This window comes from Catenovulum agarivorans YM01 (assembly GCF_000281085.1).
Taxonomy (GTDB): Bacteria; Pseudomonadota; Gammaproteobacteria; order Enterobacterales; family Alteromonadaceae; genus Catenovulum; species Catenovulum agarivorans.
This window is the reverse complement of record NZ_JH767531.1, coordinates 22,017-36,382: the sequence shown is the minus strand read 5'-3', so window position 1 is coordinate 36,382 and position 14,366 is coordinate 22,017. Positions and strand designations below refer to the sequence as shown.

7 protein-coding genes are annotated in these 14,366 nt (G+C 41.0%); 4 read left to right on the top strand and 3 right to left on the bottom strand.

Annotation, left to right across the window (positions count from 1 at the left end; translation table 11 throughout):
• Positions 1 to 35 precede the first annotated feature (35 nt).
• From WSC_RS0114255 to WSC_RS0114240, 4 genes are all read left to right on the top strand, one after another.
• Positions 36 to 3,191, top strand: a complete 3,156-nt coding sequence (locus WSC_RS0114255; RefSeq protein ID WP_016956619.1) for a glycoside hydrolase family 2 TIM barrel-domain containing protein — start codon at positions 36 to 38, stop codon at positions 3,189 to 3,191.
• A 237-nt stretch (positions 3,192 to 3,428) separates the two neighbouring features.
• On the top strand, positions 3,429 to 3,983 hold the full coding sequence (locus WSC_RS0114250; RefSeq protein ID WP_016956618.1) for an RNA polymerase sigma factor: 555 nt from the start codon (positions 3,429 to 3,431) through the stop codon (positions 3,981 to 3,983).
• Complete coding sequence (locus WSC_RS0114245) at positions 3,980 to 5,095, top strand: FecR family protein (protein ID WP_016956617.1); 1,116 nt, start codon at positions 3,980 to 3,982, stop codon at positions 5,093 to 5,095. Before WSC_RS0114250 ends, WSC_RS0114245 begins: the two co-directional genes overlap by 4 nt.
• Positions 5,096 to 5,165: 70 nt before the next feature.
• On the top strand, positions 5,166 to 8,219 hold the full coding sequence (locus tag WSC_RS0114240; RefSeq protein ID WP_016956616.1) for a TonB-dependent receptor: 3,054 nt from the start codon (positions 5,166 to 5,168) through the stop codon (positions 8,217 to 8,219).
• Between the two features lie 53 nt (positions 8,220 to 8,272).
• Here the strand turns inward: WSC_RS0114240 and WSC_RS0114235 are convergent, their stop codons facing one another.
• The 3 genes from WSC_RS0114235 to WSC_RS0114225 all read right to left on the bottom strand — a co-directional run.
• Positions 8,273 to 9,328 carry a glycoside hydrolase family 43 protein gene (locus WSC_RS0114235; RefSeq protein WP_202802009.1) on the bottom strand — a complete coding sequence of 352 codons (1,056 nt, stop codon included), beginning with the start codon at positions 9,326 to 9,328 and terminating at the stop codon, positions 8,273 to 8,275.
• Positions 9,329 to 9,459: 131 nt separating this feature from the next.
• A complete protein-coding gene (locus WSC_RS22940; RefSeq protein WP_016956614.1) occupies positions 9,460 to 12,543 on the bottom strand; it encodes a LamG-like jellyroll fold domain-containing protein in 3,084 nt (1,027 codons plus the stop codon).
• Positions 12,544 to 12,680: 137 nt separating this feature from the next.
• A partial coding sequence (locus tag WSC_RS0114225) for an NPCBM/NEW2 domain-containing protein (RefSeq protein WP_016956613.1) occupies positions 12,681 to 14,366 on the bottom strand: 1,686 nt, incomplete at its 5' end.

Here is a 14,366-nt window from a genome sequence, read left to right as displayed (position 1 = left end):
AACACTTTTGTTTTTATATAAATTAAGGACTAATTATGAGTCTAAGCATTTTCAAAGCCTCCTTAATTGGGTGTATTACCTATGCGGTTAGCTTAAGCGCGTGCGCCTTTGAAGATTGGCGTAACCCAGAAGTTTTTAGAATAAATAAAGAGCCAGCGCGCAGTTTTTTCTATAGTTATGAAACAAAAAGTGCATTGGCCGCTGAGTTACCTTGGCAACAAAATAACTATCAGTTATTAAATGGTGACTGGAAATTTAATTGGGTGGACCATCCAGATAAACGTCCAGTAGACTTTTATAAACCTAGTTTTGATGTCAGCAGTTGGAAGACTTTTCCAGTACCTGCCAACTGGGAAATAAACGGTTATGGCACGCCTTTCTATCATAGCCATGCCTGTTTTGATAATGACATGAAGTTTATGCAGGGCGAATTTGATTACAATCCTGTTGGCTCATATCGCCATCATTTTAATCTGCCAGTTAGTTGGAAAAACAAACAGGTATTTATTCATTTTGGCGCGGTAAAATCGGCCTTTTACCTATGGGTGAATGGTCGTAAAGTTGGTTATTCGCAAGACTCAAAAACCGAAGCTGTGTTTGATATTACCCAGTATGTGCAACAAGGCAACAATGATATCGCGCTAGAGGTTTATCGCTATTCTGACGGCTCGTATTTCGAATGCCAAGACATGTGGCGTTTAAGTGGTATTGAGCGTGATGTGTATGTTTATGCTACACCAAAAGTCGCCGTACGTGATTTTCATGCTCACACCAGCCTTAATCAAGAATACACCAATGGTATTTTAAAGTTGACGGCAAAAATTGATAACCGTTCGGTGCAAACTGCGCGCGATATTCGCTTGGATGCTAAGGTGTTAGATGACAAAAACAAAGTTATTTTTAACCAGTCAAAAACAATCCAATCGCTTAACAGTTACACGGATAACTCAGTTGAATTTAATGCTGAATTTAATCAACCTAAGTTGTGGAGCGCAGAAGCACCAAATTTATATACAGTGCAACTAACACTAACCACAGCTGGTGAACAGCCGCAGTATATTCAGCGTCACATAGGCTTCCGCTCTACTGAATATAAAAATGGCAACATACTTATCAATGGCAAACCCATACTGTTTAAAGGGGTCAATCGCCATGAACATGACCAACATACCGGCCATGTGATCACCAGAGAATCTATGCTGCAAGATGTCAAATTGATGAAAGAATTCAACATCAACGCAGTCAGAATGTCGCACTACCCAAGCGATCCGTATATTTATGATCTGGCTGATAAATATGGTTTGTATGTGATGGACGAAGCGAATGTGGAATCACATGGATTAGGGGCTGCCAATCAAGCAAGTTACGATCCGACTAAACACATAGTTAACAAAGCTGAGTGGCAAGCAGCATACATAGATCGTATTTCAAATATGTATCACAGAAGCAAAAATAATCCTTCTGTTGTCATTCGCTCTTTAGGCAATGAATCAGGTGATGGTGCTAATTTAGCTGCCACTTATGATTGGTTAAAAGCTCAAGAGCCAGCGCCTGTTATGTCTGAACAAGCTCAATTACGTCGCCATACAGATGCCTATGGACAGATGTATGCACCACTACCAGATATTATTCGTTACGCGGAAACTCAGCATGACGAGCGACCTGTACTACTAATTGAATATGAACACGCTATGGGTAACTCGTTAGGCAATTTCAAAGAATATTGGGACGCGTTTGAAAAATATGATTCGTTGCAAGGTGGGTTTATTTGGGATTGGGTTGACCAAACTTTTGAAAAAACGGCGGCTGATGGTACAAAATATCAAGCTTATGGCGGCGATCTTGAACCTGAGGGTACAGCTAACAGTGATAGTTTTTGTGCCAACGGTTTAGTATTTGCTGATAGAACACCTTACCCTTATTTATGGGAAGTGAAAAAAGTACAACAAAACATAGGCTTCGCCTTACACGCGAACAATAATGGTTTAATTGATGTTACCAATAAATATTATTTTAAAGATTTATCCGCATATCAATTGTCATGGCAATTATTAGAAAATGGCCAAATTGTTGAGTCTGGTACGAATATACCTTTGTTTGCCAAAGCGGGCGAAACTGAAACGATTCGAATAGCAACAAACTATCGCAAAAAGTCGAACAAAGAGTATTTTTTAAATGTCCAAGCTAAACTAAAACAAAATGTCGGCTTGCTCGCGAAAGATCACATAGTTGCCGAAGAACAATTGGCCATTTCTGCCAAAGTTGCATTGGCGCCAGTCAGTACAACAAAACCTCTGAATCTTGTGCAAAATGACCAGACAATTGCGATTAGCGGCGATAAGTTTGCCCTGACGATTAATAAACAATCTGGATTAATTTCGTCATTAAAATACTTTGGCAATGAATTGTTAAAAGCTGAATCACGTCCTGAGTTTTGGCGTGCACCAGTCTACAACGATTTAGAAATTGGCGCTTATGAATCCAACTTTGCGGTCTATCAACATTTAGGACGCAATACTCAGCTCGTTAGTTTGCAATTAACCCAAGTAACACCAAGCCAACTAAAAGTAGAGCTTGAACATGCGCTTCCACAAATTGAAAGTAAATATCTAACAAGCTTAAATATTTATGGCAATGGTGTGGTAGATGTTGATATTTGGTTTTACGCCGCACCACACAAAAAATATGGTGAACTCCCACGTATTGGCAGCATGTTTGAGTTAGATACTAGTTATTATAATGTGCAATATTATGGTCGTGGCCCACATGAAAACTATGCAGACAGAAAAGCTTCAGCTTTTGTTGGTTTGTACAAAACGGATGTTGATAGCCTGTATGTGCCTTATGTTCGACCATCTGAAAATGGTTATCGCACCGATGTTAGATATGTAGATTTTTACAACAATTCGGGCAAAGGCATTCGCTTTTCAGCCAACAAACTGCTCGGCTTTGGCGCAGAGTATTATGCTACTGACGATTACGACGCGTCGAAAAAAGACCATGTTAGACGTAATTTACATCCGAATGAATTGGTTAAACGAGACCGTATTTATGTCAATATAGATCACAGACAGCGAGGTGTTGGTGGTACAGATTCTTGGGGTTCTGCACCGTTGGCAAACTATATTTTACCTTGGTTAGACTATAGATATTCATATCGTTTTGAGCCATTAGACCTTAGCGCAGAATAACTTATCCAAGCATATAGCTCTGTTAAACTAAATTTGTTTAACAGAGCTTTTTTAGCAAAATCAAACATCTACACATCACAAAATAAATTATTAAAAAAATTATCAATTATTTTTACGGTTTTTTTAAACTGATTCGTTTTCTATATAGTTAGGCTAATTTCAGTCACTTTATATCTTTGGATTATAATTAAACTAGATAACGGCAAAGGTGCCATTGCCGCAGTATTGGGGTCAATAATGTCAATAATTTCCCGCGTATTTGTGGAGAATAACGCTTTTTTGAAAAAGTTTCTGACGCGTTTTATGTCTTCCGAACAAGACATAGAAGACATAGTTCAAGAAGTGTATATTCGCGCGCACAATGCGGAAAAAGAAAAAGCCATAGATCAGCCTAAAGCCTTCTTATTTAGAATTGCCAAAAATTTAGCTTTAGATGAGCTGAATAAAAAATCTAGATTAGTAACCAATTATCTTGAAGATTGTATTTCACTGGTGCCCACTGAAAAGACAGATACAATTGAAAGTGAACTTGAAGCCAATGAAGCAATAAAAATCTATTGTGAAGCAATAGAACAATTACCAGATAAATGTAAGCAGATATTCCTTATGAGAAAAGTTCATGGTTTAAAGCATAAAGAAATAGCCGACAAGTTAGGAGTGTCACTGAGCAGTGTAGAAAAACACTTAAAGTTAGGTGGTGCTTTTTGCCAGCAATATATCCATGAGCACAGACAAGCGTCAAATCCTACGAGTAGTAATGTAAGTGAATTCAGGATGAGGAAAGTGCGATGAAATCTTTTGAAGAATTTGAAAAAAGCATGAGCAAAATGGAATCAGAAGCGTGGGATTGGATTATTCGCCTCGACGCTGATGAGCCAATGTCTGATAGAGAAAAATCCAACTTAATTGAGTGGTTAAGTAGAAGCCCAGCGCATATAGAGCAAATCAGAAGTTTAAATGAATTCTGGGGCAATACTTTATTAACTGAATTAGCTGTGCCAGCGCATACACAGGCGCAAGCGCAACAGCAACAGAGCCAAAGTAAAACGAGTTGGTTTCAACCAGCATACGCTTTTGCCTGTGTATTGCTGTTGAGTGTGATTACAACTTTTGTGTGGATGCAGGACTCGGCTCAGCCAACAAGTGCATTCACGCAACAGCAATATGCTAGCGCATTGGGTGAGCAGCAAAGTATTAAGTTAATTGATGGTTCTGTGATCCAGTTAAATTCAGATAGCCAACTTACTGTGCATTATAGCGAAACGACTCGTGATATTTGGCTAGTAAGAGGTGAGGCTCACTTTGAAGTTAAAAAAGATAAATCACGCCCATTCAACGTATATGCGTCAAATGGACGTGTGCAAGCTGTTGGTACAGCTTTTACCGTTGATCTAACAGAAAACAACGCAATGAATGTATTGGTGACCGAAGGGCGCATCGCACTTGCCGTTGCCAATATTGACAAAGGTGAATTGAAACTAAATCAAATGCTCGCATCTGAGAGCAAAGTTATCGACCAATCCTATAAAGCGCTGATGGAAAATGTTGCTTACATGGATTTAGGCGATTACACCAGCATAGCAACCAATATCAGTTTTGACGCGGTAAAAGCCTCTATCGCAGAGAATATTGTCAAGTTGAATAAAGATGAATTGGAGATTAGACAAGCTTGGCAAAACGGTGAAATTGTTTTTACCGGCCAGTCACTTGAACAAGTTATCGGCGAATTAAAGCGTTATTCACCGATGAATATAGAGTTAGCAGATGCAAGCTTGGCGCAACTCAAAATAGGTGGACGTTTTAAAGTTGATCGAATAGACGCGTTTTTGCAAAACCTAGAAGTAAACTTTAATGTCACTGTACATAAAACTGCATTAGACAAAGTGGTTATTAGCAGAAATTAACCCATTTTTGACTTGCGACTGTTTATCACTAGGTGCATGTTTCAACTGTTTTGGGTATATTATTTGTTAAATGTGTGTATTTAAAGTTGTTGAAATGATCAGGTTTGGTGTGTTTTTACTCTGTTGCTGCAGTTGGCTTAGCGCGACAGCGTCTGCAAAACAAAACACCCACTCAAGTAAAGTAGAGCAAGTTTATTATTTAAATATTGCGCGAGCTGATGCTGCGACAGTGCTGAATAAACTTGCTCGCCAAACCGACTCTATTTTTACCTTTTCGTACGAACAGGCAAGTGCGCTACAAGCCAATGCCTTGTACGGACACTTCACCTTAGCTGAAGCTTTGCACTATGTACTGTTAGACAGCGGATTAACAGCAAGCTTTACCCCAAGTGGTATTCAAATATTGCCAGTGCAAGTGCAGGTATCCGCTCCAGAGGTTTCTGAGCCTCTTTCAACCAATGAAGAAACTAAAGCAACTGTTGCCACTGAGGTGATTCGGGTAGACGGCTTACGACGAAGTTTGTACAAAGCTCAAGATATTAAACGTCATGCTGACTCTATACTTGATGTCGTAGTCGCTGAAGATATTGGCAAATTGCCCGACATTACCGCAGCCGAAAGCATAGCGCGTTTAACGGGGGTACAAGTGTTTCGCTATGAAGACGAAGTTAATCGAGTGCTGATTCGCGGTTTGCCAAATTTTGTCACCACTTATAACGGCCGGGAGTTTTTTACTGCTGAGCAGCGTGTAGCAAGTTTACAAGATTTTCCCTCACAAGCACTTGCTGGAATTGAGATATATAAATCAGCGACAGCGGAAATTATCGAGCCTGGGCTTGCTGGGTTAATTAACGTTACCACTCGCCGCCCATTTGATTTTGACCAACAAAAAATTGCTGGTGGGCTGCACCTTGCTTACAACGACCAAAGTCAAAAAAGTTCACCTAACGGCCATCTACTATATGCAAACAGATGGAATAGCTCAGTTGGTGAAGTAGGCGTGTTGTTTAATGCAACTTACGCCGCGTCTGAGTATTACAATGGAACTCGCTACAATGCTACTTGGTTTCCAACAGCAGAAGATTTTTGGAGTATTGAACCTGCACAATATGCTCAAGGTGGTTTTACCTTGCCAGCCTCTGTTGGTTTGTATAACGCTGGAGGAAAACGTTGGCGGCCATCGTTCAACTCAACGCTGCAATGGCGTGTAGATGATAATTTTGAGATATATTTTGATGCCATCTACCAAGGATATCGCAGCGAAAGATACACAGACAATTTTAATGTATTTTTAACGGATTCAGATCCTGAATATGGCCAACCTGTGTTGAAAAATGTTGTGCTTAATCAACAAAATCAAGCTGTGAGTTTAACTAAAACAGGCGGTCGTTCACCTTGGATATATAGGCTGACAGCAGATGCACAAACCAATACCTACCAATATGCCGTAGGTGGAACCTGGCGGAACAATGGTTGGAAGGTTTCAACCGATTTAGCTTATACAGATACTAGCTACAGTGACTATGTTTGGAGTTTTGATACAGCTATTAATAGTCCAATTACTGTAGATGCGGATTTTTTTGTTGATGGTAGTGCAGCATTTAATTTAACCGACTTTAACGCCAACGAAGTTAATCTATATCAGGTACGTGGTTATTACGAAGCAATAAACGAGTTGTATGGCAATGGTGTGCAATGGCGAACAGATATCGCCTATACCACCAGCTTAGATTGGTTGCATACCATTAAAGCTGGCATTCGTTATACAGATCGCAGTTCTCAACGCAAAGAGGGTGCTCGTTATGCTTGGTTGTTAGACTTGGATATTCCGGTAACAGATATTAATTTTCTTGATATGCAACTAACTGAAGATCCGGTGCGCAGCTCGCAACAAAAATTTGTTAATTATCTGGCACCGAGCAGAAGCAGTATTGCAGATAATCATGTTGCTTTAGCCAATTTTGCCGAGCAAGGTTTATTACAACTTGCCCAGCGTGGAGTTGAGTGGCAGTGGGCTGAGAACCAAGCCAATAATTGGCAACAAGCAAAAGTTGCGGTTAATCCAGCGAGCTATTTTTTGATAGATGAAAGCAGTTATGCAGCTTATGCTCAGCTACACAGCTATATTGAGTACAAAGGAGTAGGTATAGACTCAGTACTAGGTTTAAGAGCCACGCAAACTTCAACTCAATCATATGGCAACAAGGTAGATAGGTTAAATCAAGTTGCGCAAATATCTCAGTTACTCGGTGAGCAGTCGAATGAGAAATGGTTGCCTAGCCTAAATATAAAAATGAATTTAACCGACGATTTATTGTTAAGATTCAGTTATGCAAAAACCTTTACCCGTCCTTATTTTGCAGACTTAAACGCCAGTTTTGAAATTACTCAAATCATTAATACTCAACCAGACCAAGACAGCAGCACCATAGATGCACTTGGCAGTGGTGGCAATTATCAACTTAAACCTGTTAGCTCCAAAAATTATGATCTGAGCTTAGAGTATTATTTTGCTGAGTTAGGCTATATCAGCGCCGCACTGTTTCAACGAAATATCCAAGGTTTTATTAGTACAGGCAACACAGTTATCGAAGATGAGCAATACGGCACCATCAGCCTAATGCAACCAAGTAATAGTGGTAGAGGCAAAATATATGGTACTGAGTTAAATACACAAATGCTTTTTGATTTTTTACCCGGTAATTGGCAAGGACTAGGGATGAGTGCGAACGCAACTTATTTAGATGGCACCAGTAATCAAGGCAATGACGCCTATGTAAATTTACCTGAATTATCCAAGTGGACTTATAACTTTTCGCTGTTTTATGAATTGGCAAAATGGGGCGCAAGATTATCTTATAACACCCGTTCTTCATGGATTAATTGGTATAACACAAGTGCACAATCAACTGGGTTTATTGGCAATAAAACTCAAGCCCGTTCAAGACTCGATTTTTCACTCAATTATCAAATGAGTGAACACATTAGTATTTACGCAGATGTGATTAATTTGTTGGCTGAGCCGTTTAAAAATTATACCCAATATGATTTGGATAAACGTTATCCGCAGGATGTGCGCGATGAAGGGCGTTATTTTGGTATAGGTCTGAGGTTTAACTACTAACACCCAAGTTACTTGCAGCAAACATCTGCCAAGTAACTCGGTTGTTCTATATGTTATAGCGCTTTATTACCAACGGTAAATACAGCTTTGTTGTTTGCTTGTTTTAGTCGAGCAAATTCAGTTTTGCTTAAACTTAATACTGTGCCATGACGTACAGGATGGAACGGGAAAGTCATTGCTTCACCCGGGGTAAATTGGCCGGATGCAAGATTGTCGGTTTCAAATATTTGATAACCTTTAGCTTGGCTATAATAATCCAGTAACAGGGTCCATTTGTCAGATTGTCCGTCTTGTGCTTTTTGATAGGTAAACGCCGCCGGACCTTCATATCCTTTTAATTTGGCTAATGAAAAATTACTCACATCTTGCCAGCCAGACATAAGCTTGTCGCTTTTTTCCATAGTAATGGCTTTGTGTTTTTCATCTTTGGTAAATCGATAATAACTGCCATTTTCACGCACTATGGTTGTGTCTATAACTGTGGTTGGTTTCTCTATGTAGACGAATGGTTCGCTAAAGGTTTTAAAATCTTTGGTGTGTGCAGCCCAAATGCGAAACTTGGAAAAATTATCATCTGCGGTTTGCGAAGCCCAAAAAGCCATATAAGCCTGTTTTTCCTCATCCCAAATTGCTTCTGGTGCCCAAACACAACCTGCATTGTCAGGCGCTACTTTAACTAAACGCGGCTCAGACCAATTTACTAAGTCGGTTGACTCCCATACCATCAAAGACTGGCTCGCGTTGGTAGATGCACGACCCCAATCATGGTTTGTTAGATTGATGGACAAGTCGGTTGCAATTAAGAAAAATTTATCATTGTCTGGAGAGCGAATTAAAAATGGGTCTCTAACACCTTTATCGCCCAATTGACTGACTAGCACAGGATCTGAGTCATTAAGTGCTTGCCAGTTTTTACCGTCTTGGCTCAGCATAAAATAGACTTGTTCTGTCATAGGTGTTGCTTCGCCACGAAAGGTTGCAAATAAATACCCGCCAACTTCTTGTTGTTGCTCAGAGGCGGTCACAGCCGCTAGGTTAGATTCTGTTTGCGCACAGCCAAGCGTCAAGCAGCTTGAGCCTATCAACATTGCAAGTATCAGTTTTTTCATAAATATTATTCTCTTGTGATTGTTAATTTAATTCAGGGTGATAATAGTTATATAACGAAGTTAAGGCGCTGAACCGTAAAATTAATTGTCAGTTCACAGCTCAACGCCTTAGTGCTTATGTAAAAGCCTGTTTAGTTGTTTGAGCTGACCGTTACAGCAACATTGTCGATATTGGCAAAACCACTACCAGAATTGACAAATAATACACCCAATTTGCCACCAACAGACGCAGCCGTTGCCGTGATATTGGTATCGTACGCAAGCCAACTGCCGTTGACGTCTTGTACATAAGTACCAATTACATTGGCTGGTGTATCAAAGTAGAGTGTCGCGCTCCATTGAGAAGCGCCATCCCAACTTTTGCCAACAAAGCCGATATTAAATACATCACCAGCCTTGATGGTATAGTCACTCAATAAATATGCGCCAGCGTCCCCCGGTTGCATAAAACCTGAATAACTATTTTGATAAGTTCCCCACCAAGCATCACTAGGCTCAACCCCAGAATCTGAGTTGGTGCCATAATCTGTCCATCCAGGCACGTCAGCCGGCGAATCAAAACCTGTAAAATTCCAACGAGTGTCGATACCCGCTTCGAAATCACCATTAATCAGGGTCACAGGTACTGGCGCATAAGGATCGCTCGGTGCTGACGTTGCCAATGCGGCAATTTCTGTCGCGTTTAAAGGTTTGTTATATATTCTAAAGTCGTCAATTAGTCCTTGCATAGCAGGATCAGCAAATTGACTCTTTCCAATAAAGTTAACTAACGGATTAATGTCTGTCGGTTGGATGCTGGTTGACATAGACGCCGCCAAAGTACCATCTACATATAGTTCGGCATTACCGTTAGCGACAACAACAGCAACATGAACCCACTGATTTGTTGTCAACTCAGGTGCATATAAGGTATCTAACACGCCGTTGTGTAACATTTGAAATTGCATGTTTCCATCACCACCTTTTGGTGTTAAAAATAGGTAGTCTTGTGTGCCATTGCCAAAATCAAATATTCTTTGCCATTGAGTATTTCCTTGCCAATAAACCCAAGTAGCTAGGGTGATTTGTGGGTGATTAACTATACCCGCAGGTAAATTTACATGGCCACCTCTGAGATTCAATGCACTTTCACCAGCGCCCCAATTAACAAATTGTGCTGCGCCTGTGAGTACAGCATCATTATTATTAACCGTTCCATCTAACGTATTATTTTGCAGTGTATAGTGGGCGATGAGTCCAGCGTTACCCGTAGGTGTTGCAGATACTTGAGCTGAGCGGGCAGAGCGATTTAGTGAGTTGTCGACTGCTTCAATCACATAGTAATAAGGGCTAGTTTGGTTAGCCGTATTATCTGTATACGCATTAGCCGTGACATTTCTGGCGATGATTTCATATGGGCCGCCAAATGTAACGGATCTTAGAATATGGTAACCAGACAGATCACTTTCAGTATTGGCATTCCAATTTAAAGTCACAGAGGCTGGATTAGCCGCAGTTGTTAAGTTGGCTGGTTGCGCAGGCGCGGTGAAATCTGCCGGGTCGGCACTAATAGGAACTAAGCGCCATTGTTGTTCATGTGTTGCATAATCAGCTTGTTGTTCTACATTTGCGCCATTAGCTGTGAGATACAGTGCGCTCCAGCGGCTGCCGATTTTAAACCATCCATCTTCCACATATTCAAGGAACCATAAAGATTTAGCATCTAACACTGAGGTTGAGGTAGCAATATTGTCGCCATCACTCATATTGCCCCAATCAACATATGGCGCCATATTATTTTGCACGTCGATAATTGAAAAATAACTATAGTCGCCACCCACAGTGTTTGGCGTCGGATTTACATCCCAATATTGATTACTACTGCTGCTTGGTGTTGCTTGACCAATATTTACTTCGCCACTGTCGACTTGCATCGCCAATTTTGTACTGCGGTTTATCAGGTAATAGCGGCCATCAATAACAGGCTGCACATCGTCACCCCAAGTAATATTAACCACACGTTCAGCGTTATGGTGATTGGCTGTCCAATAAGCAGTGTCACCTGTGGTGGTAATTTCAAAACTATGCATAGGCCCATGCCCATCGTAAAACACCGGGCGGTCTTTGGATAAAAACCTATAGGTCATTGGAATTGCTTGGCGCTCTGATTCACCAACAAATGCTTGGATTTTGCCATCTGGTGCACGATAGACTGACGCGGCTGTCCAGTTTGATCGATTTTCTGCATAAGCAAGGCGCACCCCATCGCTGGCTTTAACAAATTCAGCGCGGGCGCGTTCAGCTGTGTACCACCAAATACCAACGTCCATCCCATATTCTGCGCCAATCATAGCTTCAGCAACATTATGCAATTCATCATTGGTGCCTGTATCACCATTTACTTGGACTGATTGATAAAAGCTGACATAGTCGTCAAAACTGCCAGCCAATTGATGTGTATTGCCTTCTTCTAAATATCCCCAGCCATTAAGCGTGTTGTACCAAGATGCAGCATTACTATTGTCGAGTGTATTACCGCCCATCAGCCGAATGGGATTACTTGCGCCAGTGTTAAACTCTGGGAAATTTGGGTTATTTCTCAATTGCCACGCCACATCACCAAAGCGTGTTACATCACCTTGCCAAGTACCATGGTCTGGTTCATTGAAAGGCGCAACTGAAATGACTTGCCGACCTGCTTGCTGCGCTTTTCGAGTGGTAATGGCAATCAATTCTGCCCATTTGACCGCATCAACACCATCACCGACTAAATATGGGTTAGACGTCCAGTTTTCTGTATCTGTGTTCAAATACAATTGCGTATGTGCATCCGTATAAGTGTCAACCAAAGCCATTCGAGTATTAAATTCAGTTAAACCTTCACCGGTTAATTCATCATTTATCCCATCTCCATTGCTATCTGTTAGAGGTGTGTCACCAGTGAAAGAGAAGCGAATAACATCCGTTCTTTGTTTGCCAGTGTAATTTACCCCACGAATAACATTGAGATCCCACAACCAAGCTGTGTCTAACCCCCACAAATCTATGCCTTTATATTCACCATTTGCTTGAGTGTCGAATACTATGGTTTGTTCATTTGCGAGTGTTTGAGAAGCCAGCAACAAACTACAACAAATAACCAAGGGCTTTTTAACGCAGGTTATTATTCTGTGCTTGGGCTGCTTTTGAGTATGTGTATCGGAATTGTGATGTAAGCTTTGCCATTTTATTTGCATATTTATACCTATTTTTAAGTTTAGTGTTACGGCGAAATAGCTCAGAGCCAAGCAACTTGGCTCTGTTAAATAAAACGGATGTTTGTATAAAAACCGTAAAAATAGCTCAAAAAAAGTACAGGTTTAAATCTGCATCTTTAGCGTGGTGAAATTCGGTACAGCCCAGCGTCGTGTAACGGTAAGGGTCGACTAAAAGTGTCGGTAAATTCACCTAAATCTTGTTGTGCCCACAAGTCGCGCACCTGAGCTTTGCCACTGATGCCAATATCGCTCAACTTCACCGAAACATCGCTTACATCGGCAATACCTTGTTTACTACGGTCAACTAAAACGGCAAATACCACAGATCCTGAATTAGTGGTTAAACCTTTAACACTAAAGGTATCGTAACCTTCGGGTATATCGTAAATTATGGTTGAATTTGCGTGCGTACCTATACCTACTACTGGCTTTCCCGCGTCGACTATAGGTTTGTTTTCGGCAGTTGCATTCCATTGAACCTCACCCCAACCCGTATCTGCATATGTCCATTTTAATCCTTGTAAACTTAATGTCCCTTTGGCTCCAGAGAGTGTTGGGTTAACCCATGCGGCATGGTCAAAGTGAAAACCGTCTCCTGCATCTGTCACAAACAAAACCAGCTGTTTGCCACCTGTAATATTAACGTCTATTTGCTGTGATTTACCCAAGCCAGCGATAACTGGGCTTGCATAGTCAGCATCAGCAAATTTTAGGCCGTCACTTTTGCTTTGTGCATTAAACAGCGCAACGTATTTATCTTGGCTATTTGGCTCATCTGCAGTCCAGACAATCAAGTCATTGATGCGTGAAACTTGGCGGTTATTAATGCTGTGTTGGTTAACCGCTAATACTTCAGGGTTGGTTAGGATAGCTTTAGTAAACTCGTCCATACGAGTCATATCGCCACCAAAAATGAGTGGAGAGCGCGTTATGCTCCATAAACTCATCAGCGTATATTGTTCGTCGTGGGTAAATTTGGTTGGGCGGCCAAATTCAACTAAACCTAGAGGTAACATATCAGCATCAGGCCAGCCGCCACTCGAACGGTAGGGTTCCCACGCATGTACACGTTCAAACATTTCGCGCAATGCGCCCCATCGATCCCAAAAATCATCGGTAATTCGCCACATATTGGCATATTGCTGAACATGCTCGCCTGCACTTATTGGTGTCGCACCAGGTGACAGACTTAAAACAATTGGACGGCCGGTTTTATCAATTGCTTGGCGGATCGCAACTATTTCAGCTTCTTGTATTTTGTCGTAAGGGCGAGAAATATCATCAACTTTTATAAAATCGACGCCCCAATCAGCATACATTTGTATGATGGAATCATAATAGGCTTGGCCTGCAGCTTTAGTTGCATCAACCCCATACATATCTGGGTTCCACGGACAAATCGAATCAAGCAAAGCAATATCTTTAGCAAAAAACTCTGTACCTTTAATCGGTAAATTTTTATCCACGGCTTGTTTTGGTATGCCTCGCATAATATGGATACCAAAACGCATACCTTTGGCATGTACATAGTCAGCTATGGTTTTAAATCCGATATTATCTTTTGCAGACGGAAAACGGTTGAGCGCTGGAGTTAAGCGGCCGTATTGATCCATAGTTAAAGTCGCATTGGCATCGTAATAGTGTGAATTACCGCCTGGCTCATACCATTGAATATCTATGGTGAAAATATCATATCCGGCAGGTAATAAGTGTTCGGCCATTGCATCAACTTGTGCTAACGCTTGTTGTTCTGTGATTGAGGTTCCAAAATAGTCCCAGCTATTCCAACCTAAAGGTGGTGT

Bases quoted from the DNA above. Each gene is read 5' to 3' on its own strand.
- WSC_RS0114255 (WP_016956619.1), top strand. From the start codon at position 36: ATGAGTCTAAGCATTTTCAAAGCCTCCTTAATTGGGTGTATTACCTAT.
- WSC_RS0114250 (WP_016956618.1), top strand. From the start codon at position 3,429: ATGTCAATAATTTCCCGCGTATTTGTGGAGAATAACGCTTTTTTGAAA.
- WSC_RS0114245 (WP_016956617.1), top strand. From the start codon at position 3,980: ATGAAATCTTTTGAAGAATTTGAAAAAAGCATGAGCAAAATGGAATCA.
- WSC_RS0114240 (WP_016956616.1), top strand. From the start codon at position 5,166: ATGTGTGTATTTAAAGTTGTTGAAATGATCAGGTTTGGTGTGTTTTTA.
- WSC_RS0114235 (WP_202802009.1), bottom strand. From the start codon at position 9,328: ATGAAAAAACTGATACTTGCAATGTTGATAGGCTCAAGCTGCTTGACG.
- WSC_RS22940 (WP_016956614.1), bottom strand. From the start codon at position 12,543: ATGCAAATAAAATGGCAAAGCTTACATCACAATTCCGATACACATACT.